This window comes from Streptomyces sp. NPDC005931 (assembly GCF_042871235.1).
Classification (GTDB): domain Bacteria; phylum Actinomycetota; class Actinomycetes; order Streptomycetales; family Streptomycetaceae; genus Streptomyces.
Genome location: NZ_JBIAIG010000002.1, coordinates 529882 through 550061 on the forward strand (window position 1 = coordinate 529882; position 20180 = coordinate 550061).

Genomic DNA, 20180 nt, shown 5'->3' on the forward strand with positions numbered 1-20180 from the left:
GGGTCAGGCGTGGGCCCCGGGCGGATGCACCGGTGGGTCGGGTGCCGGGGGTGCGGGGACCGGGTCGGGGGCGGGGCGCGGGATGCGGCGGCGGGTGGTCAGCCAGGAGGCCAGGGCCACCGTCAGGCCCAGGGCCAGCAGCAGCCACGACGCGGTGCGCAGGGTGGCGGTGAGGGCGTCGTAGACCGCGGCCGCCGCCGGGCGGTGGATCCCGTCGGGCAGGTCGGCCAGGGTGAGCCGGCGGCCGACGGCGACGGCGAGGGCGAGCAGCGCGCCGCCCAGGGCGGCGCCCAGTCCGGTGGCGGCGAGCGCGCGGCGGCGGCACGCGGCCACCGCGATGCCGGTGACGGCGAGGGCGACGGCCGCCAGCGGCAGCCAGAAGGCGGCGGTGTCCAGCGCGCGGTAGCCCCTGCGGAGTCCCGCCACCTCCTGGGCGGGCAGCACCGCGACCTCGGTGCGCGCGACTTGGACCGGGACCCGGTCGGCCGACGGCACCCGGTCGGCGGTGAGGTGCCGCTGCACCACGGCGGCCACGGGGGCCAGGTCCACGGTCACGGGACCCCGGGCGGCCCGTTCCTCGCGCACCGCGCGCAGCACCGCCTCGTGCACGGCACGGTTCCCCGCCACCCAGGCGGTGCGGAACGCCTCGGTACGGGTGAAGGAGCGCACCGCCTCCCGCGCGAACGGGCCGAGGGCGCCGCGCGTCGGCCCGGTGTCCAGCTCCCGCTCGACACCGTCCCCCACGGCTTCGGCGACGGCGTCGCGCACGTCCGGGTCGGTGGCCAGCGGCGCCATGGCGGTGACGTAGCGGCCCGTGTCCGCCAGTCCGTACGCGGCCCACGCCGCCACGGTGGCACAGGGCGCCGACAGACACGCCAGCGCGACCAGGACCGCCGACACGGCGTTGCGCAGGCGCGTGGTCCGGGCCGCGCGGGAACGCGGTCCGGTGGACGTCGGCCGGTGGCGGGGCGGATCCGTGGGGCGGGACACCCCTCCAGGCAAAGTGCCCCGGACGGGCCGCGCGAGCGCAGGGCGTGCGGACGGGTGCGTCCGGTGCCGGCTTCACTCCGACGGGTGCCGGGCCGGTGCCCCTGCCCCGCCGGATCACTCGATGCGGTTGCCCGCGGCGTCCTCGTGCGTGTAGTAGCGGTAGAACATCACCGCGAAGACGCCCGCCGCGACCAGCAGGCCCGTCACCGTGGCCCGCAGCACCGTCGCGGTGCTCTGGCTGTACAGGAAGCCGACCGCGGCGCCGGCGAACGCGGCCCACAGCAGCGCGTGCAGCTCGCGGGTCAGTTTCGGGGCGATTGCGCGCAGGGCCACGTAGAGCACGACGAACGCGAGTGCCGTGAGGAAGCCGAACAGGACGTTCCAGCCGGTGACGGGACCGCCGTGACGGCGGTTGGCCGCGACCCAGTAGCCGAACACGAGGCCGGCGACCACGGGGACCACCCACCTGGCGGCGGTGTGCACCCGGGCACTGAAGACGTCGGTCGTGCCGTCCCGTCCGCTCGTCCCGCGGGGCGCGGGTGCCGCATGAGCCATCAGAGCGCTCCTCTCAGTCCGACCCCCGCATTCCAGGGCACACCTGCCGGGGGCCGCGGGCAAGTCGGCGTCGCGCGCCGTCGTCCGCCGGGGCCTCCCCGGGCCGCCCGCCGACGGGGTGCGGGCCCCGTCACCCCGTGTTTCGCTGGGGCCGTGAGTCGCAGCATCGGGGGGCACGGCCTGCACGACCGGAACCGCCGCGCCCGGCGCCGGGACGTCGCGCACCGGCACGACATGCTGCGGGTACGGGGCCGCAGCGTCGCCTGGGTGCCGCCGCTGCTGCTGCTCGTGGCCATCGCGCTGGTCGACTACAACACCAGCGGCGACATCCGGGTCATCTCCTGGCTCGTCCTGGTGCCGGGGATCTCCGCCGTCCTGTGCGGGGTGTGGGCCACGGCTGTCTTCGCGGTGCTCGGGCCCCTCACCTACGCCGCCGTGGACAGCGCCCTGCCGAACATCGACCGGCTGGGGCTGTCGGACTTCGTCCTTGTCGTCATCGGTGGCGTGCTCGCCACCCTCGCCTGCGTGGTCCGGGTGCGCGAGGAGCACCGCATGCTGCACATGCGGGACGTCGCCGACACCGTCCGCCGCACCGTGCTGCGGCCGCTGCCGTCGGCCTGGGGCGGTCTGGAGCACGCCGGTGTCTACCTCACCGCGGACGTCCAGGCCCGCATGGGCGGCGACTTCTACGACATCCAGCCGGGCCCGCACGGCACCCGCGTCCTGGTCGGCGACGTCCAGGGCAAGGGCCTGGGCGCGGTGGAGACGGCGGCGGCGCTGCTCGGCACGTTCCGCGAGGCCGGCTACCACGAGCCGGATCTGGCGACCGTGGCCGACCGGCTGGAGACCCGGATGCTGCGCCACCGGATCCACAGCACGGCCCTGGGCCGGGGCGACGGCGACCGTTTCGCCACCGCCGTGCTGCTCGCCTTCCCGGCGGACCCGGCGTGGGAGACGGTGCAGGTCGTCGTCTTCGGTCACGAACCCCCGCTGGCCGTCGGCCCCGGCGGCGTGCGGGCCCTGCCGGCGTCCGGCGGCCTCCCGCTGGGCTACGGCGGACTGGCCCCCGGGCCGCCGCCCCTGCACCGGCTGCCGGTGGCGGCCGACGAGACCCTGTTACTGGTCACCGACGGGGTGACCGAGGCCCGGGACGGCGAGGGGGCGTTCTATCCGCTGGCCGAGGAGGTGGCGCGGGCGGTCGCGCGGGATCCCCGGCTCGTCGAGCCGGCGCGTCTGGTGGCCCTGGTGCGGGACGGGACGCTGCGGCACTGCGGTGGCCGGCTGGCCGACGACACCACGGTGTTCGCGGTGCGGCGGGCGCCGGCGGAGGGGGGCGAGGTCCCCGAAGGGGGACGTTCGCCGCACTGAGGCTCCTCTTTGCAGCCGCAGCGGTTACGGTGCTGCCGTGGCTGATCGACAGGGGGAGGGGACCATGCCCGGAACCGTGCTGCTGCTGGCGGCCTCGCCGCTGGGCCGGGGACGGCTGGTGGACGCGGCGTCCGTGCTCCCCGTCCTCGCGGCGGTGCCGCCCGCCGTGCTGTCCGGGGCGGACACCGCGAACGTCGTCGAGCTCGCCGACCCGCTGGAGCCGCAGGCCGTGCTCACCCGGCTGCGCGCCGCCGCGACCGCCTCCGGACCGCTGACCGTGTTCGTCACCGGCCAGCTCCAGCTCGACCGCCGCCAGCGCCTGCCCCATCTGGCACTGGCCCGGACGACCGCGTCGACCGTGCGCTACACCGCCTTTCCCTGGCACTGGCTCCGCGAGGAGCTGCGGTTGCGGCCGGGCGGCGGCACGACCCTGTTCCTGGACCTGCACGCGGACACCGCGACGTGGCAGTGGCTGACCTCGCCGGAGGCGTCCCCGGGGCCTGCGGCCGCGGCACCGCCGAAGGTGCCCTCCCCGGCCGCCGCCCCCATGGCGCCGATGGTGCCCTCCCCGGCCGCCACCCCCGCGGCGCCGATGGTGCCCTCCCCGGCCGCCACGCCCGGGACGGCCGTTCCGTGGTCCCCGCAGGAACCGCCCGTGGAGCCACCCGGCGGGCCCGCCCGGCCGCCCGGTCCGGCGGCCTCACCACCGTCCGGGTCCACTGCCCGATCCGCGCTGGACTGCGGCCGCGACATCGCCGTTTACGGTCGCATCGCCCCGCCGCCGTCCCGCCGTACCGTCGCCGCGCCGGCGTACATGAAGGCCGTCGCGACGATTCTGCGCAGTGGACGGCGTCCGGCCGACGAGGAGCTGCACCAGCAGGCGCTGGCGCGGATCGCGCCGCAGAGCGCGGGCACCGATCTGGTGCTGGCCCGGCCGGGGCCCGCCCCCGGTGATCCCCACGCGGCCATCACCGCCGCCGTGCGCTCCGGCCGGCACGCCGACGCCGACGCGCTTGCCGCCCGGCACGAGCACGCCGCCGCCCTCGCGTACGGGCCCGCCTCCGAGGAGGCGCTGCACTGGACCGAGGTCCGGGCGGACCTGGCGATGCTCGCCGGGGACGCCGCGCGCAGCTGCCGCACCTGGCTTGCGGTGGCCGCGGCCCGGCTGAACGCCGGCCAGACGCCGGACGCGCCCGCGGTGGAGACGGCCGTGGACCGGGCACACCACCAATGGGGACACGTCCGCGACTCCGCGCGGGCCCGCGAACTGGGCGAGGTGCTCGTCGAGTTGCGCGGACGGGTCCCCGGTGGACGGGAGGGGGCGCTGGACCATGTGCAGCGCCGGTTGCGCCGGTTGCGCCCGTTGCAGACACAGGGCTGAGTGGCTGACGAACCCTCCCCAGGAAGCAATGGCGGTGCCATGATGGTGAGTTATGGCTGAGGGGGACGGTGTGGCCAACCAGGGGATCCGGGTACGGCTGGACGGAACGGCCAGCGAGAGGGACGTCGGCGCGCTGCGCAGGTGGCTGGAGCGGGAGCAACCGCTCGACGAACTCGTGCGCGAGGGCCGGCTCCAGATCCGCGAGCGGCGGCGGACGGACGAGACCGGTGCCCCGATGGGTGCCGGCATGGAGATCGTCGTCGTGATCGTCGGGGCGGCCGCGACCGTCGTCTTCCAGGAGCTGCTGGACCGGGTCAAACGGGCCGTGTCGGCCTGGCAGGCCAACCGGCGCGACGTCGAGGACGGCGAGCCGCCCGAGGACAGAGTCGAACCGGTGACCCTCGACGACAGGTAGGCCGGTGAGCCGTTTAGACCCGCGCGGGCTGCAGAACCGGGCGCTGCTGGTCGGGGTGTCCGAGTACGACCTCACGGAGCCGCCGCACGGCGTGCCCGGCGACCTTCCCGCGGTCAAGCACAACCTGAACCGGTTGCGCGAAGTGCTGCCGCGCGGGCGGGTGTTCGCCGAGCACGAGATCACCGTGGCCCCCTCGCCCTCCCTGGACGACTTCGGCCGTGCGCTGCGCAGGGTGTCCGACGAGGCCGAGGGGCTGCTCCTGCTGTACTTCGCCGGGCACGGGGCCATACCCAGCGCGGGCGACGAACTGTTCCTCCAGATGCGCAACGCCAGTGTGGTCGCGGGCGGGCACGCGGTGTTCCCCGGCGCGGAGACGTTCACCACCGTGCTGACCGTGCTCGCGGCCGGCCCGGCCCGCCGCGTCGTGGTGATCCTCGACTGCTGCTTCGCGGGCAACGCGGCCTGGATCTGGGAGACCTTCCGCGAGAAGCGGCGCGTGCTGCTGCTGATGGGCGTGCAGGCCAACCACCGGATCGACGCGGGCGATCCGCGGACGCCGACGCCGTACACCGCGGAACTCGTGCGGCTGCTGGACGAGGAGGGCGAGACCGGTCTGCTCGACCTGTCGACCCGGTTGCGGGGGCGGATGGCCGACCTCGGCCTGTGGACGGTGCGGGGGGAGCCGTGGGTGCCGCAGCACCGTGCGGAGACCGACGAGGACGTCCTCCTGGCGGCGAAGGCACCGCGCCTGCGGGCTGCCCGGTACGGGGATCACGGCGTGCCGGTCGGTCTCGCGGGACCGTGGGGCGGACCGGAGCACACGGGGCAGTCGCGTACCGATGGCGCGGGCAGCGCGGAAGGCACCGGAAGCCGAGGCCCCCACGGGGGCACGGGCACCGGGGGCCACGAGCCCGGGAGCGCGGGTGGCCCGGGGCACTCCCGGGACTCGGACGGCGGCATCGGCGGCCGGGGCGACGCGGGCGGCGATGCGGGCCGCGCGGGCGGCGACGGCGGCGACTTGGGCCGCCGGGGAGTTGCCGCCGGCCTCGATGACGCCGGCAGCCACGGCGACCACCGTGGTGACGCGGGGTCCGGTGGTCATGACGGCACGGGTTCTCGCGACCGTGGTGACGCGGGGTCCGGTGGTCATGACGGCACGGGTTCTCGCGACCGTGGTGACGCGGGGTCCGGTGGTCATGACGGAACGGGTTCTCGGCACCGCGGCGACACGGGACCCGGCCGTCACGACGGCGACGGCACCGGTGCCGGCCCCGACGGTCGAGGCGGCACCGCGGTCGTTCGGTCCGGGTCCGGGTCCAGGTCCAGGTCCGGGGACGGTGCCGGTACGGCGCCCTTGCCGTGGGGTGCCCGCCTCACCGCCCTCCTCGGGGTGTGGCGCGGCCCCTCCCGGCCCTACGGACCGCCGGACCCGCCCGGCACGGGCGACCCGGCCCGGCGCCCGCGTCGGCGGACGGCGGCTCTGGTCGCCGTCGTGGCGGTGCTCGCCCTGCTCGCCCTCGGTGTCTGGGTGGTGCTCCGGCTGATCGGCGGCGGTGACGGCCGGGCCGCCTGCCGCCCGCCGCTGGAGCTGCGCGTACTGACCGACCCCGACCTGGAGCCGACGGTGCGCGCCGCCGCCGACGCCTACCTCACGTCCGACGCCAACACCACCGACGACGGCTGCCGCCGTTCCGGCATCACCGCCTACAGCTCGGGCTCCTCCGACGTGGTCGCCGCCCTGCACAAGGAGACCGGCGCCTGGCAGGAGCCCCGCGACGAGGACACCAATCCCCAGCGGGACATCGGCCCGCAGCCGGACGTCTGGATCCCCGCCTCCCGCGCCGACGCGGCCCGCGTCATGGACGGCCAGGACACGGACGCCGTCGCCACCCTCGAGCCGGCCGGCGAACCGCTCGCCTACTCCCCGGTCGTGCTGGCCGCCCCGCAGAACATCGCCGGCGAAGCCCTGCACGAGCGCACCAACCTCCCGCTGACCGACATGGTCGCCGCCCTGGCCGAGCGGGACGAGAACGCCGAAGTGCGCCGCCCGGACCCGGAGTTCACCGACGTCGGCCTGCTCGCCACGATCGGCCTCCACGGCGAGGACGCGCGCGCCGCCGTCCGCGGGGAACGCCTGGTGGCCCAGCCGGGCCCGCCCTCCCCCACGGCGGCCGAACTGCTGTGCACGCTCCCCGACGACGACGCCGTGGACGACCGCACCGCCGCCCTCGTCCCCGAGTTCCTGATGCGCAGCGGCGTCGGCTGCGACCGCACCACCCGCAGCCCGCGCGTCGCCCACTACCCCGAGGACGTGCCCGGCGTGGAGCCGCTGTTCGTACGGGTCCGCTGGCGCGGCGGCCACCGGGACGCCGACGCCCGCGACGCCGCGGTCGGCGCGTTCCACGCCTGGCTGGCGGGTGAACAGGGCCGTGCGGTGTTCGCCCGGGACGGCTTCCGTTCCGCGGACGACCGGGAACTGCTGGACGGGAAGAACATCGCGCGCGGCGTGCTGCACGCGCCCTCACCGCTGCACCAGTCCGCCGGGCAGAACGCGATGGAGCGGGCGCTGGCGGAGTACCGGGAGGCGGGCGGCCCGGGCCGGGTGCTGTTCCTGCTGGACAGCTCCGGCTCGATGGCCGGGCTGTGGAAGGGCCCGAGTGGTGGGCCCGGGCTGCTGAAGCAGTCGCTGGGCGGCCTCGGCGGGCGGGACGAGTACGGGGTGTGGGCGGTGGCCGGCACCGCGGAACGGCCCTACGGCACCCTGCTGCGCCTCGGCCGGCACCGGCACGCCGACGCAGAGCGCGCCGTCGACACCGGGGCCCGGGTCAAGGACGCGGAGGCCGATCCGCGCGCGGCCCTGCTTGCCGCGTTCGACGCCATGGAGCGGCGGGGCGCCGACGACCGGCCCCAGTTGATCGTGCACATCACCGACGGCGAGGACAACGGCCGGCTGGCCGGTGACCGCCTCGACGCCGTGCTCGCCGCCGCCCGGGAAAGCGGGGTCCCGGTGACCGCGGTGTCCCTGGAGAACGGGGGCTGCGACCGGGACCGGCCGGACCGGCGGATCGCCGACGCGAGCGGCGGGCGCTGCCTGGACACCGGGGACGACCTGGGCGCGGCCCTGCACGACGAGGTGGCCCGCACCGGAACGGGGGAGGGCTGATGCTCCGACGGTTCGCCGTGCTGCTGGTCCTGCTGCTGGTGGCCGCCTGCACCGGGGATGGAACGGCGCGCGACACCCCGTCGGCCGCGGCCTCCTCCGCCGATGTGAAGGGTGTCATCGTGGTCGCCAGCGGCCGGGACGTCACCGGCAAGAACGGCATCCGCCAGCAGCTCATCGACGCCTGGAACGCCCGCCAGCAGCGGGAGGACTCCGGTTTCAGCGCCCGTCTGGTGGAGCTGCCCGGCAGCGCCGACGAACAGCGGGGCCAGTTGCTCGGCGCCCTCCAGTCGGGCAGCGCCGCCTACGACGTGGTCAACCTGGACGTGACCTGGGTGCCGGAGTTCGCCGAGGCCAGGCTGATCCGGCCGCTGTCCGAAAACCTCATCGACGACGACGTCGTCCCGTCCGTCGCCGCGACCGCCCGCTGGGAGGGGCAGGTGTACGCCGTCCCGTTCAACAGCGACGTCGGCCTGCTCTACTACCGGCGCGACTACCTCCGCGCGGTGGGCGTCGAGCAGGCCGATCTGGGCGACGGCCTCTCCTGGAACGGGCTGCGGGCCCTGGTGGACACCCTCGAGAGCCGTCCCGCGCGGGGCGCGTACGACAAGGGCTGGACCACGCAGCTCGCCCCCTACGAGGGGCGGACGGTCAACGCGGTCGAGGCGTTCGCGTCCGCGGTGAAGGACTTCTCGCCGGTCGACGGGGAGGGCCGCTACTCGGCCACGGTCGGGGAGCTGACCGCCGGGATCGCGGAGCTGCGCCGGCGCACCGAGACGTCGTACACCCTGCAGGACGCCGTCACCTCCGACGAGGCGTCCTCGCTGAGCGACTTCGCCGAGGGCCGCACGGCCTTCCTACGGCACTGGCCGTACGTGTATCCAACGCTGTACCGCACCTTCACCGAGGAGCAGCTCGGCGTGGCCCGGCTGCCCGGGCGGGCGGTGCTCGGCGGGCAGAACCTGGCGGTGACCGGGTCGTCGCAGCGGGCGGGCAAGGCGGCCGACCTGATCCGGTTCCTCACCGGGCGGGAGAGCGAGCGCTGCCTGCTGGAGGCGGGCTTCGCGGCGACCCGCACCTCGGCCTACGGCGACGGGGTGCGGTGCACGACGGCCACCGTCGGGACGTCGTCCTCGGGGTCACCGGCCGGGGAGGGCGCCGACCGCGTCCCGCGCGAGGACGGGCGCCCCGCCTACGCCCGCTCCGTCCTCCTGCCGGCGCTCGAGAACGCGGTGCACCGGCCCAGGACCCCGTTGTACGGGGCGTTCACCCAGACGTTCACCGCTCAGCTCTCGCCCCTGTTCGGGGACGATCCGCCCAGCGACGAGAAGCTGGCCGGGAGGCTGGACGCGGCCCTGCGCAAGGTCCTGCCGGACTGATCTCCCCCACCCGTGCGGCGGCCGGGCGGCCGGATCGCCGATGTGCCGCCCGCGCGGGACCGGAGCCCCCGGGCGAGGTCCGCCTGCTCGCTTCCCATGTGATCGATTGCTTCGGTGAGCGCCGCCCGGTCCGACGGTCCCCACTCGTGCCGATGACCGAGCACGGAAACCGAGCACAGAAGCGGCCGACTCGGCCGCCCACCGGCCGACCGCAGCGCCCCATCGCAGCCGGCGTGATGACGATCCACGGCTGGAGTACTAGGGCGCCGCGGCCTCGACCGGCTCGGTGGAAGAGCGGGCGGGTCCGGGGTCGGCCGCCTTCGCCGGGGCGGCGTTGGCCGCCAGGACCAGGGTGGCGACCGCGACGACCGCCGCGGCGACACCTCGGGCACAGCGCGCGGTGAAGCGTGTGCGTTCCAGCACGGCGACCTCGCAACAGCGACGGGTTGAGCACGTTCGATGCGCCGTTCAACCTAGGGGCTGCCGGACTCGAACGGCAAGGGGCACAAGGGGAGTCGGCCGTGGGGCAGCGAGACGGCCCGGCACCCGTCGGGCGACGGCCGCAGGTGCCTGGAACACCGCACCCCACCACGCCGCCGGCCCCCCGGGAGCTCCGTGCCCGGTGCCGCGACCGGTGCGAGGGAGTGAGGAGGCCGGTCACGGTCGTCGCGGCGGAGCCCGCCCGGAGCTTCGACGGTCGGCTCGTGCGCGGTCCGTGAAGGGGCGGTGGGGGCGGTGGGGGCGTGGTTTCGGGGTGACCGGGGCGGGTAGTCGGGGCTCGTTTCCGGCGTGGTTTCCGGGCGTGGCGTGCGAGGGAGGCGGTGGCCGTGCGGCCCAGCGGCGATCCCGGCGGCGACCCGGGTCCGGGCCGCGCCCGAAGTCCCGCCGACCGCGGGTACGAGCGGGCGGCCGACGTGATCGCCGCGGGAGTGCGCGGTGCCGAGCCGGCGGAGGTGCCGGGGCGGCTCTGCTCGGTGGCCGTGGAACTCCTGCCGGTGGACGGCGCGAGCGTGTCGCTGAGCGGCGACGGCATCCCCGTACAGCTCGGCGCGAGCAGCCCGCATGCCGCCCACCTGGCCCAGCTGCAGGCCACCCTGGGCGACGGCCCGTGCCGGCGGGCCCTGGAGACCGGTGCCCCCGTGCTCGCCCGCGACCTCACCACCGGGCACGACGCGCACCGCTGGCCGGTCTTCGCCGAACAGGCGCTCGCCGTCGGCGTACGGGCCGTCTACGCCGTCCCCCTCGGCAGCGACACGGTCTGTGTCGGGACCCTCGACCTCTACCGCGGCACCCCCGGCGGGCTCACCGACGGCCAGCTGCGGGTGGCCCGGCTCGTCGCCGGGGTCATGACGGTGGCGCTGATGGCGCTCCCGCGCGGGGAGGAATCCGGGCTGCCGGGCGGCGAGCCCTGGCTCAGCGGGCTGGCCGCGGACCACGACAGGATCTACCAGGCCGTCGGCATGATCATGGCTCAGCTGGGCGTCGACGCCGACGAGGCCCTGGCCCGGTTGCGCGGCGACGCCTTCGCCCACGGCCGCACCGTGCTCGACGTGGCGCGGGACGTGGTCGCGCACCGCCGGCGCTTCGACACCCCCTGAGCGGAGCGGCGCCGCCGGCCTCCGTCCGGTAGCCCGCGCGACGAGCGGGGCGGGGGCCGCCGCACCGGGGCACCCGGCCTCAGACCTCCACCCTGACCTGCCGTCTGACCTCTGCCAGCCGTTCCGCCCCCAGGTGCGCCACCGCCCGGGTGATCTCGTGGAGGACCTGCCCGAATCCGCCGTTGGTGAGGGTGATGGTGTCCTCGCCGACCCGGACCGCGGCGAGGTCCACCGTGAGGTACGTCTGCTCCCCGTCACCGGTCTCGCCGGCCACGGTGACCCGCAGCGCGGCGCGCGCGTCCCCGGCCTCCGGCAGCGGCAGTTCGTCCACCTCGACCCCCTGCACACCGGCCCCCGTGGTCGTCGCCTCGAAGTGGCCGCACTTCTCCGGCAGGGTGGTCAGCCAGGACAGCGTGCGGTCCACGTCCTCGGGACGGTGCGGGGCGACCTGGTAGCGCATCTGCGTGTCGTTGTACGCGTCGTCGAGCGTGACCGCCGCGCCCGGCCCGGTCGGTGTGCCGAACAGTTCCTCCGTGTAGAGGGCGTCGAGCAGGCGCCGGCAGTCGGTGTTCTCCGTGGTCGCCTTCAGCAGCCCGTCCCGCCAGGTCGCCGCGCCCCGCGACGGCATCCACGGCTCCCCCAGGTCCGTCTCCGTGATCAGCGCGGCCCGGACCTGCGCCTGGGTCAGCGCGGACGCGGCGGGCGGCGCCTGCCCGGTGGCCGTGGCGGAGGCCGACGGTGCCGAAGCGGACGAAGACGCGGAGGCCGCACGGGCCCCCTCGGGTGACTCGGCGGAACAGGCGGCCGAGGTCAGCAGGGCGGTCACCGAGAGCGCGGAGGCGAACAGGACGCGGGTGGCGGCCGGGGGTCGGGTCATCGGGGTGCCTCCTGGTGGGGCCGGGCAGGTCCAAGATCGGGTACCTGCTCCTACGGCACCACCCCGTGGACGGCCCCACCAGCGCGGCGACCCGTCCGGGTGAGGACGGGGCGAACCGGCGGGCGCCGTACAAGCTTTGGGAGATCCGGGCGGTTCGGAGGGCGACGCGTTGCCGACGAACAGGAGATGACGATGAAGGCTTTTCGCGCGGGCGGCGCTCTCGCCGCGATGCTCGTCACCGCCGGGGCCTGCCGGCCGCCCGGGCTCCCGCCGCGCACGCGGCCGGCTCCGGCGTCCGGGCGGAGGTCGACGGGGACGGGTACCGCTCCGTGGATCACCCAGCTGCGCGGTTCCGCCGGCGGGACCACGACCGCCTCGGCCGTCCGGTTCGACGCGACGAGCCCGGAGCGTGCCCTCCACGGGGTGACGAGCGGAACGGAAGGCGGTCCCCACGGGACGGACGGGACGGACGCCGCGCGAACACGGCGCCGCGGAACACCCGGCGGTGCCGCCCGAATACGTTCGCGTGCGGCCCCGTCCACTGTTAGCGTCCACGGCATGAAGCGCGCGCAGCCGTCCCGCACGACGACGCCGGAGAGTGTCCCGGCGCGCTGACCCACGACCAGATGTGAAGCCCCGGGGCGAGTGCCCCGGGGCTTCGTCGCGCGTGGTGCTCGCCTCCCGGACCGCGAGGAGACCACCGTGCACGACCACCGCCGACTCGGCCGCGAACTCGGCCTGTTCGACACCGACCCCCTGATGGGCGCGGGACTGCCGTACTGGCTCCCGGACGGCGCCGTCGTCCGGCACGTCCTGGAGGAGTACATCCGCGAGGCGGAGCGCGCGGCCGGCTACCGGCACGTGTACTCGCCCGTCCTCGGCAAGCGCGAGCTGTACGAGATCTCAGGGCACTGGGACCACTACGCCGACGACATGTTCCCGCCCATGCGACTGGGCGCGGAACAGGTCCTGCTGCGCCCCAGCCTGTGCCCCCACCACGCCCTCATCTACCGCTCCCGCTCCCGTAGCTACCGGGAACTGCCCTTGCGCATCGCTGAGTTGGGAGGCATGTACCGCTCGGAGCCGTCCGGGGCCCTCGGCGGCCTCACCCGGGTACGGGCCATCCAGCTCAACGACGCGCACGTCTTCTGCACCCCGGACCAGGCCGCCGAGGAGGTGCGCGGCGCGCTCGGCCTGATCTCCCGCGCCCACGCCGATCTCGGCATCCGCGCCGCCCGCCACCGTCTGTCCCTGCCCGGCAGCGGGGGCCGGTACGTGCCGGACCCGGCGCTGTGGGAACGGGCCACCGCCCTGCTGCGGGAAGTGCTCGACTCCCTCGGCCTCGCCTACGAGGAGGCCGAGGGCGAGGCCGCCTTCTACGGCCCCAAGATCGACGTGCAGATCGCCGACGCGGCCGGCCGCGAGTCCACCCTGTCGACCGTGCAGGTCGACTTCCACCAGCCCGCACGCTTCGGCCTGCGCTACATCGGGCCCGACGGCCGCCGGCACCGCCCGGTCATGGTGCACCGCAGCGTCGTCGGCAGCGTGGAACGGGCGGTCGCGCACCTGCTCGAGGAGCACGGCGGCGCCTTCCCGGTGTGGCTGGCACCGGTGCAGCTCGCGGTGCTGCCGGTGGGCCCGGCGCAGGAGGAGCGGGCCCACGAGGTCGTGCGGCGGGCGGACGGGCTGGGGCTGCGGGCGGAGGTGGCCGGCCCGGAGCGGGGCAGTCTGGGGGCACGGATCCGGGCGGCGCGGCCGGTGCCGTACCTGGCGGTGATCGGGGAGCGGGAGGCCGAGGGCGACCTGGCGGCCGTACGGCTGCGGGACGGGCGGCGTCCCGGGGTCCTGCCCGTGCGGGAACTGCTGCGACGGATCGCCGACCGGGCGGCCCGACGCGGCACCGGTCTGTGGGACCCCGCGTAGGGTCGCGGACGCGGGCAGGGCGCGGGCGCGCCGCGACCGGTACCCGCGACCGCGAGAGGAGCCCCGCCGTGACGAACGTCCGCCCCATCCCGGTGCTCATGGACTGCGACACCGGTGTCGACGACGCCCTGGCCCTGCTGTTCGCCGCACGGCACCCGGGCATCGACCTGCGCGCGGTGACCTGCGTCGCCGGGAACACGGACGTGGACGGCGTCGTGCGCAACACGCTGACCGTGCTGGAGCGGGCGGGCGCGCCGGACGTCCCGGTGGCCCGGGGCGCCGAGCGCCCGCTGATCGAGGCGCCCCGCTCCGCGCGCCACGTCCACGGTCACGACGGCATGGGCGACCTCGGCCTGCCCGCGCCGGCCCGTACCCCGGCCGACGTGGACGCGGTGACGCTGCTGCGCCGCGAGATCCTGGCCTCCCCGCGCCCCGTCACGCTGGTCGCCACCGCCCCGCTGACCAACATCGCCCTGCTGCTGCGCACGCATCCGGGGGTGACCCGCGGCATCGAGCGGATCGTGTTCATGGGCGGCGCGGCGGGCGCGGGGAACGCCACGCCGGTCGCGGAGTTCAACGTCTGGCACGACCCGGAGGCGGCGGCGGTCCTGCTCACCGCCGGAGTGCCGATCACCATGTACGGCCTGGACGTGTTCACCCGGGTGGTGGTGCCGGGGGCGGACGTGCGGCGGCTGCGCGCGAGCGCCGAGCCGGGGGCCCGGCTGGCCGGGGACCTGCTCGCCCACCGCCCGGCGGGCCCGGGCAGCCGCCCCGGCGACCCCGACGAGAGCGCCGGCGGCCTCGGTGACGCGGGTGCGGTGTGCGCGGTCGCCGACCCGGAGGGCCTGACCACGCACCGCCTCCCGGTGGAGGTCTCCCTGGCCCCCGGCCCCACCCGCGGTCAGACCGTCGTCGACCTCCGCCCCCGCGCCGGCGAGGCCGAACTCCACGAGGGGACCAGGGAACAGCCCCTGGTCGACGTGGGCCTGGACGTGGACGTAGAACGGTACGTGGCGCTGTACCTGGACACGGTGGAGCACGGCCCGGCCGAGCACGGGCCGGTGACGACCGCCCCGGCCGGTGGCGGACCGGTGCACCGCTGAGGCCGGCCGCACGGACCCCGGGTCCCGGGGACGGAGAGGCGGATCCGCCCGTCCCCGGGCTCCGGGGCCCGCCGCCGTCAGGCGCGCTGGGCGCGCTTGCGGCGGGTGGCGACCACGATGCCCGCGCCGCCGGCCAGCAGGACGGCCGCGCCGATGGCGAAGGGGACGGTGTTGCCGTCGGCGCCCGTCTCCGCGAGGTCACTGCCGCCGTTCGACGAGGGCGCGGGGGCCGGGGCCGAGGAGGACGGCGCGGGGGCGGACGGGGTGGCCGTGCCGGTGGCCGGGGGCGACGACGGCTCGCCCGGGGTCTGCGAGGCCGGCGGCGTGGTCTCCTCGCCGGGGGTGGACGGCTCCGGTGCGGAGGGGGTCGGCTCGGGCGGCGGCGTGGTGGCGGTGCAGTCGTTGGTGCCGCCGTTCCAGGCCGCGATCAGCTTGTCCTTGATGACCGGGCGGTCCGGGCCCTTGGGCAGCTCGCCGTGTTCGAAGCCGTCGTGGGCGTCCGGCCTGCCGTCGAATCTCACCGCGCCCCGGTAGAGGTCGATCTGTGCGAAGCAGCCCTTGTCGGGGATGGCGATGTCGAGGGAGTCGGTCTGCCCGGGCCCGACCGTCACCGTGTCGAAGTCGACGAAGACCTGCTCGCCGGGGGTGGCGAAGGTGGCCCCGTGCGCCAGGTAGGAGGCGAGCGAGGCGGTGCAGGTGGTCGCGTCCCCGGCGGTGCGCACGGTGATGTGGACCTTGCCGTCCTCGGTGGGCCTCAGGTTCTGGTCGTCGACCTTGACCGCGTCGGAGAAGGCTGTCCCGTCGAGGGAGAACTGGCAGCGGTCGGTCTCGGTGACCGTGCCCGCGCCCGTGCCGGGCCGGTAGCCGCCCCCCGAGGTCCAGCCCTCACCGCCGGGCGTGCCGGTGGCGGCGGTGGAGGCCGCCGCGGCGACGGAGGCGGCGCAGAGGGCGAGGGTGGCGGCGCCCGTCCCCAGCAGGCGGCGTGCGGGGACCCGTCTCGCAACGGACATGCTCATCCCATTTCTTCGCGTGAAGCCGGAACCGGGCACGGCGGCGGCAGGCAGCGCGCGGCGGCAGGGCAGCACGGGGCGGCCGGACGTGCCGGGGGTGAATTGGTCGAAGAAACAGTGGGCTCATTGGTCACATGAGCCACGTGGGCATCATGGCGCTCGCGCCGCCCAGCCCTGTCAACCTGCGGCGATGCAAGGGGAGTTACCGCGTCTCCACATGTTCGCCACACCGGGAAGCTATGGCTCCGCTTGGTCCGTGTGTTCACTTTTACGGTGGTGTGGACAGATTCCTGCCGTCACCCGCACACGCCCACAGGAGACCGCGTGACCGATCGCACCTTCGCGCCCGATCCGATGCCCGACCCCCGGCCGCCGCACCCCGCCCCCGACGCCACGCCCGACCTCTCCTCCCGCAACCCCGACTGGTGGCGCCAGGCCGTCGTCTACCAGATCTATCCCCGCAGCTTCGCCGACGCCGACGGCGACGGACTGGGCGACCTGCGGGGCATCACCCGGCGCCTGACGCACCTCGCCGCCCTGGGCGTGGACGCCCTCTGGCTGAGCCCCTTCTACCCCTCCGAGCTCGCCGACGGCGGCTACGACGTCGCCGACCCGCGCGACGTCGACCCACGCCTCGGCACGCTCGACGACTTCGACGAGCTGGTCGCCGAGGCCCACCGCCTCGGCCTGAAGGTGATCGTCGACATCGTCCCCAACCACACCTCCGACCAGCACGTCTGGTTCCGGGAGGCGCTGCGCTCGGGGGCCGGCTCCCCGGCCCGCGACCGCTACGTCTTCCGCGACGGCCGCGGCCCGCACGGCGAACTGCCGCCCACCGACTGGCAGTCGGTCTTCGGCGGCAGCGCCTGGAAGCGGGTGCCCGACGGGCAGTGGTACCTGCACCTGTTCGCCGCCGAGCAGCCCGACCTCAACTGGGGCAACCAGGAGGTCCGGGCCGACTTCCGCACCACCCTGCGGTTCTGGTCCGACCGGGGCGTGGACGGCTTCCGCGTGGACGTCGCCCACGCCCTCACCAAGGACCTGGACGAGCCCCTGCGCGACCTCGGTGCCCCCGAGCTCAGCCGGGAGAGCGCCCTGCCGGAGTTCGCGCCCGGCACCCATCCGTTCTACGACCGGGACGAGGTGCACGAGATCTACCGCGACTGGCGCAAGATCCTCGACGCCTACTCCCCGCCCCGCATGGCGGTCGCCGAAGCCTGGGTGCCCGGCGCCCGGCGCGCGCTGTACGCCCGGCCGGACGAACTGGGCCAGGCGTTCAACTTCGAGTACCTCCAGACCCCCTGGGACGCCGGTGCCCTGCGCGAGGTCATCACCGAGTCCCTCGCCACCGCCCATGCGGCCGGCGCCTCGGCCACCTGGGTCCTCTCCAACCACGACGTGGTCCGCCACGCCTCCCGGCTGATGCTCCCGCCGGGCACCGACGAGAACGCCTGGCTGCTGTCCGGCGGCCGCGCCCCGGCCGTCGACACGCGGGCCGGTCTGCGCCGGGCCCGCGCGGCGACCCTCCTGATGCTGGCACTGCCCGGCTCGGCGTACGTCTACCAGGGCGAGGAACTCGGCCTGCCCGAGGTGGCCGACCTGCCCACCGAGGTCCTCCAGGACCCGATCTGGGAGCAGACCGGGCACGTGCGCAAGGGGCGCGACGGGTGCCGGGTACCGCTGCCCTGGACCACGACCGGACCGTCGTACGGCTTCGGCCCGGGCGGTGCCTGGCTGCCGCAGCCGCCGTCGTTCGCCGCGTACGCCGTCGAGGCGCAGGACGATGCCGAGGGCTCGACCCTGGAGCTCTACCGCAGGGCGCTGCGGCTGCGCCGCAAGCTGCTCGGCGGCGAGACGCTGACCTGGGCGCCGGACACACCGGCCGGGGTGCTCCGGTTCGACCGCGGCGACGGCTGGCGCTGCGTGACGAACCTGTCCGCCGAGCCGGTGTCGCTCCCGGCGGGCGAGGTCCTGCTGACCAGCGCACCCCTGGAGGACGGCCGCCTGGGCCCGGACACCACGGCGTGGCTCGGCCTCTGAGCGGCGGCACCCCCGCGCGCTGCCCGGCCGTCGAGGCGCCCCGCGCGTGGCACGGCTGGTCCCGGCCGCCCTCCCCGGGAGGGCGGCCGGGACCCGTGTGTCACGCCAGGTCCCCCGGGCGCCGCGACGCCGGCTGCGGCTCCCGCGCCGGCTGCGGATGGCCGCCGGCCTCCAGCAACGGAGCCAGATGGCGTTCGGGGCGGTGCGGCGCGTCCGCGGGGACGCGGTCGCGCGGAGCGCCGGCCTCGCCCGGCAGCGGCACGGGACGCCGGGCCACCAGCCGGCCGACCCAGTGGCGTCCGCAGTACTCGCAGGGCGGAGCCCCGTCCGGGGTGTACGGGGACGGGGCGGCGGCGTTGTCCCGGTAGAAGTACTCCCACTCGTCCCCGCGCTCGTCCAGACTGCGCTGGACGTCGTAGTCCACGCTCCAGCGGTGCCAGCACCCACCGCAGGTGAACTCGACCCGTTCGACGGCAAGCTCGGTGATCACGTCGGAACACCTCCTGTGCCTGCTTCTCTCCTCCCTGCCCCCACGCCGGCGTGCTCCGCGCCCGGCGGCCGGGGCGGACCGGCGGCGCCGGTCACACGTGGCCCGGGCCTCCGCTGCCGAAGGCGCCGCTGGAGCCGGGGAGCCAGCGCCGCCGGCTCTGGTCCTTGCCGGTCCTGGTACCCGCGTGGTGGAGCTCGTACGGCATGAGCCGTGCACCGTCCTTCGGCATGAGCGGGATCTCGTCCGGCTCGCGCATCTCCCGCGTCTCGCGGACCGCTCCGGTCTCGGGCAGCCTGGGCTGCTCCTCGGGGAGGGGACGGTGCTCCTCCTGGTCCATGACTCTCATACCGACACGTACGGCCCAGATCAGCGCGCCGGCCACGACCAGCCCGCCGATGAAGGCCGCCGTCAGGTTGAGGACGTCCTGTCCCGCGGCCAGCAGTTCATACGTTGCCGTGCTCATGGTCCGATTATCACTCCGAAAAAGTCAGAAAGCGCCCGGAATGTCCGTCCGGCCTCTCGGCCCGTGAGGGGCCCGCGACCTGAGCGGGCACGAACAGCGGGACACCGGCCGCCGGAGGACCCCTCGCCCCCCCGTTCGGCCGCCCCGGCGGGCGGGGTGCCCTGGAGGGTGGCAGATTGCGGCCGGAGGGAAGGCCGGAACGGGCCGTCGCGTCCCCACGTGTGCAGCTCGGGATCCCGTCCCGGCCTTCCCGACCCGAGGAGCAGGCCGCACGCGGAGCCCGGGTTCGTCCCCGAGATCGACGACACCGTCGACCGCTCCGCTCCGGCCCGGCGGCCCCACCGCCGGACGGCCCGTCTTGCCTCACCGCCCCACAGCCGCCCACCCGGACCCACCCGTATGGGGAGATCTGTGTCCGCCGCGGCAGGTTTTCCGGTGAGGCGACTAGAGTTCCGGTGTGGGGAACCCGTTCCCGCGGCGGGCCGTGTCCAGGCGGTCCGCGGAAAGGTGTGTATGCCCTCGGACAGCCAGCCGTACGCCGACGGACGGCAGCCGGACGACCAGCGACTGCCCGTCGCCGACCGGCTCGACGACGACCACTTCCCGGCCTACACGATGGGCAGGGCGGCGGAGCTGGTCGGGGTGACCCCGGCCTTTCTGCGGGCCCTGGGTGACGCGGGACTGATCACACCGACGCGGTCGGAGGGCGGTCACCGGCGCTACTCGCGCCATCAGCTCAAGCTCGCCGCCCGCGCCCGGGAGCTGGTGGACCAGGGGACGCCGGTGGAGGCCGCGTCCCGGATCATCGGCCTCGAGGACCAGCTGGAAGAGGCCGTGCGCACCAACGAGGAGTTGCGCCGCGGGCACGGGACGGCCGTGCACGGGGAGAGATGAAAATCTACGCCCGCCGGAACAGATATTCGCCCATCGCTGTGAAATATCTTTTCCCAAACGTGCTCCCGGCGATTTCCTGCCGTGATTTTCCTCGCTTGCCGCGCATATCTTTCATGCTAGGCTGACGTCAGTTGCAGTTGTGGTTGCCAGTTTGCTACCGGTTCTCCGGGCAGGTGATCATCGCGACGATGAGGGGATTCGTGAAGTGCGAGTTCCCAGCACTGTCTCAGGAGATTTGATATGGCCACCGGTACCGTGAAGTGGTTCAACTCGGAAAAGGGCTTCGGCTTCATCGAGCAGGACGGCGGCGGCGCTGACGTCTTCGCCCACTACTCGAACATCGCCAGCCAGGGCTTCCGTGAGCTGCACGAGGGCCAGAAGGTGTCGTTCGACGTCACGCAGGGCCAGAAGGGCCCGCAGGCCGAGAACATCGTTCCCGCCTGACCTGCCTGACGGCACGCAGGGATTCGGCAGGGGCCCGCACTTCGGTGCGGGCCCCTGTTCTGCTGTTCACCCCTTGTTCGCCGGCGTGTG

18 protein-coding genes are annotated in these 20180 nt (G+C 75.3%); 11 read left to right on the forward strand and 7 right to left on the reverse strand.

The window, feature by feature from the left end; genetic code table 11:
- Positions 1 to 3 precede the first annotated feature (3 nt).
- Both ACFYOV_RS06390 and ACFYOV_RS06395 read right to left on the reverse strand, forming a co-directional pair.
- Entirely contained in the window at positions 4 to 912 is a 909-nt protein-coding gene (locus ACFYOV_RS06390; protein ID WP_389084087.1) for a hypothetical protein, read from the reverse strand.
- 192 nt (positions 913 to 1104) lie between these two features.
- Positions 1105 to 1545, reverse strand: a complete 441-nt coding sequence (locus ACFYOV_RS06395) for a hypothetical protein (RefSeq protein ID WP_389083489.1) — start codon at positions 1543 to 1545, stop codon at positions 1105 to 1107.
- A 234-nt stretch (positions 1546 to 1779) separates the two neighbouring features.
- Between ACFYOV_RS06395 and ACFYOV_RS06400 the strand changes: the two genes are divergently transcribed.
- From ACFYOV_RS06400 to ACFYOV_RS06420, 5 genes are all read left to right on the forward strand, one after another.
- Positions 1780 to 2913, forward strand: coding sequence for a PP2C family protein-serine/threonine phosphatase (locus ACFYOV_RS06400; protein WP_389084089.1), 1134 nt, complete (start codon positions 1780 to 1782; stop codon positions 2911 to 2913).
- A 64-nt stretch (positions 2914 to 2977) separates the two neighbouring features.
- Positions 2978 to 4294 carry a hypothetical protein gene (locus tag ACFYOV_RS06405; RefSeq protein WP_389084091.1) on the forward strand — a complete coding sequence of 439 codons (1317 nt, stop codon included), beginning with the start codon at positions 2978 to 2980 and terminating at the stop codon, positions 4292 to 4294.
- A gap of 52 nt (positions 4295 to 4346) precedes the next feature.
- Positions 4347 to 4709 carry a hypothetical protein gene (locus ACFYOV_RS06410; protein ID WP_389083491.1) on the forward strand — a complete coding sequence of 121 codons (363 nt, stop codon included), beginning with the start codon at positions 4347 to 4349 and terminating at the stop codon, positions 4707 to 4709.
- A gap of 4 nt (positions 4710 to 4713) precedes the next feature.
- Complete coding sequence (locus ACFYOV_RS06415) at positions 4714 to 7872, forward strand: caspase family protein (RefSeq protein ID WP_389083494.1); 3159 nt, start codon at positions 4714 to 4716, stop codon at positions 7870 to 7872.
- Positions 7872 to 9248: an extracellular solute-binding protein gene (locus tag ACFYOV_RS06420; protein ID WP_389083496.1), complete on the forward strand. Its 1377-nt coding sequence runs from the start codon at positions 7872 to 7874 to the stop codon at positions 9246 to 9248. The genes ACFYOV_RS06415 and ACFYOV_RS06420 overlap by 1 nt, the downstream gene beginning before the upstream one ends.
- Positions 9249 to 9506: 258 nt before the next feature.
- On the opposite strand, the gene ACFYOV_RS06425 is transcribed toward ACFYOV_RS06420, so the two are convergent.
- Complete coding sequence (locus ACFYOV_RS06425) at positions 9507 to 9671, reverse strand: hypothetical protein (protein ID WP_389083498.1); 165 nt, start codon at positions 9669 to 9671, stop codon at positions 9507 to 9509.
- 398 nt (positions 9672 to 10069) lie between these two features.
- Here ACFYOV_RS06425 and ACFYOV_RS06430 point away from each other — a divergent pair, with 398 nt between their 5' ends.
- Positions 10070 to 10846, forward strand: coding sequence for a GAF and ANTAR domain-containing protein (locus tag ACFYOV_RS06430; protein WP_389083500.1), 777 nt, complete (start codon positions 10070 to 10072; stop codon positions 10844 to 10846).
- 79 nt (positions 10847 to 10925) lie between these two features.
- On the opposite strand, the gene ACFYOV_RS06435 is transcribed toward ACFYOV_RS06430, so the two are convergent.
- Positions 10926 to 11723, reverse strand: a complete 798-nt coding sequence (locus ACFYOV_RS06435; RefSeq protein ID WP_389083502.1) for a hypothetical protein — start codon at positions 11721 to 11723, stop codon at positions 10926 to 10928.
- Between the two features lie 645 nt (positions 11724 to 12368).
- Here ACFYOV_RS06435 and thrS point away from each other — a divergent pair.
- Both thrS and ACFYOV_RS06445 read left to right on the forward strand, forming a co-directional pair.
- On the forward strand, positions 12369 to 13646 hold the full coding sequence (gene thrS / locus ACFYOV_RS06440; protein ID WP_389083505.1) for a threonine--tRNA ligase: 1278 nt from the start codon (positions 12369 to 12371) through the stop codon (positions 13644 to 13646).
- 98 nt (positions 13647 to 13744) lie between these two features.
- Entirely contained in the window at positions 13745 to 14749 is a 1005-nt protein-coding gene (locus ACFYOV_RS06445; RefSeq protein ID WP_389084093.1) for a nucleoside hydrolase, read from the forward strand.
- 77 nt (positions 14750 to 14826) lie between these two features.
- Here the strand turns inward: ACFYOV_RS06445 and ACFYOV_RS06450 are convergent, their stop codons facing one another.
- On the reverse strand, positions 14827 to 15759 hold the full coding sequence (locus tag ACFYOV_RS06450) for an LAETG motif-containing sortase-dependent surface protein (RefSeq protein WP_389083507.1): 933 nt from the start codon (positions 15757 to 15759) through the stop codon (positions 14827 to 14829).
- Between the two features lie 354 nt (positions 15760 to 16113).
- On the opposite strand from ACFYOV_RS06450, the gene ACFYOV_RS06455 reads away from it, so the two are divergent.
- Complete coding sequence (locus tag ACFYOV_RS06455; RefSeq protein WP_389084096.1) at positions 16114 to 17799, forward strand: alpha-amylase family glycosyl hydrolase; 1686 nt, start codon at positions 16114 to 16116, stop codon at positions 17797 to 17799.
- A 100-nt stretch (positions 17800 to 17899) separates the two neighbouring features.
- On the opposite strand, the gene ACFYOV_RS06460 is transcribed toward ACFYOV_RS06455, so the two are convergent.
- Complete coding sequence (locus ACFYOV_RS06460; RefSeq protein WP_389083509.1) at positions 17900 to 18289, reverse strand: hypothetical protein; 390 nt, start codon at positions 18287 to 18289, stop codon at positions 17900 to 17902.
- Positions 18290 to 18380: 91 nt separating this feature from the next.
- The gene (locus ACFYOV_RS06465; RefSeq protein WP_389083511.1) at positions 18381 to 18752 is read right to left on the reverse strand and encodes a DUF6479 family protein; all 372 of its coding nucleotides are present in this window, start codon (positions 18750 to 18752) and stop codon (positions 18381 to 18383) included.
- A 513-nt stretch (positions 18753 to 19265) separates the two neighbouring features.
- Here ACFYOV_RS06465 and ACFYOV_RS06470 point away from each other — a divergent pair.
- Complete coding sequence (locus ACFYOV_RS06470) at positions 19266 to 19646, forward strand: MerR family transcriptional regulator (protein WP_389083513.1); 381 nt, start codon at positions 19266 to 19268, stop codon at positions 19644 to 19646.
- 240 nt (positions 19647 to 19886) lie between these two features.
- A complete protein-coding gene (locus ACFYOV_RS06475) occupies positions 19887 to 20090 on the forward strand; it encodes a cold-shock protein (protein ID WP_389083515.1) in 204 nt (67 codons plus the stop codon).
- Positions 20091 to 20180 lie beyond the last annotated feature (90 nt).

Bases quoted from the DNA above. Each gene is read 5' to 3' on its own strand.
- ACFYOV_RS06395 (WP_389083489.1), bottom strand. From the start codon at position 1,545: ATGGCTCATGCGGCACCCGCGCCCCGCGGGACGAGCGGACGGGACGGC.
- ACFYOV_RS06400 (WP_389084089.1), top strand. From the start codon at position 1,780: ATGCTGCGGGTACGGGGCCGCAGCGTCGCCTGGGTGCCGCCGCTGCTG.
- ACFYOV_RS06405 (WP_389084091.1), top strand. From the start codon at position 2,978: ATGCCCGGAACCGTGCTGCTGCTGGCGGCCTCGCCGCTGGGCCGGGGA.
- ACFYOV_RS06410 (WP_389083491.1), top strand. From the start codon at position 4,347: ATGGCTGAGGGGGACGGTGTGGCCAACCAGGGGATCCGGGTACGGCTG.
- ACFYOV_RS06420 (WP_389083496.1), top strand. From the start codon at position 7,872: ATGCTCCGACGGTTCGCCGTGCTGCTGGTCCTGCTGCTGGTGGCCGCC.
- ACFYOV_RS06435 (WP_389083502.1), bottom strand. From the start codon at position 11,723: ATGACCCGACCCCCGGCCGCCACCCGCGTCCTGTTCGCCTCCGCGCTC.
- ACFYOV_RS06445 (WP_389084093.1), top strand. From the start codon at position 13,745: ATGGACTGCGACACCGGTGTCGACGACGCCCTGGCCCTGCTGTTCGCC.
- ACFYOV_RS06450 (WP_389083507.1), bottom strand. From the start codon at position 15,759: ATGTCCGTTGCGAGACGGGTCCCCGCACGCCGCCTGCTGGGGACGGGC.
- ACFYOV_RS06455 (WP_389084096.1), top strand. From the start codon at position 16,114: ATGCCCGACCCCCGGCCGCCGCACCCCGCCCCCGACGCCACGCCCGAC.
- ACFYOV_RS06465 (WP_389083511.1), bottom strand. From the start codon at position 18,752: ATGAGCACGGCAACGTATGAACTGCTGGCCGCGGGACAGGACGTCCTC.
- ACFYOV_RS06470 (WP_389083513.1), top strand. From the start codon at position 19,266: ATGCCCTCGGACAGCCAGCCGTACGCCGACGGACGGCAGCCGGACGAC.
- ACFYOV_RS06475 (WP_389083515.1), top strand. From the start codon at position 19,887: ATGGCCACCGGTACCGTGAAGTGGTTCAACTCGGAAAAGGGCTTCGGC.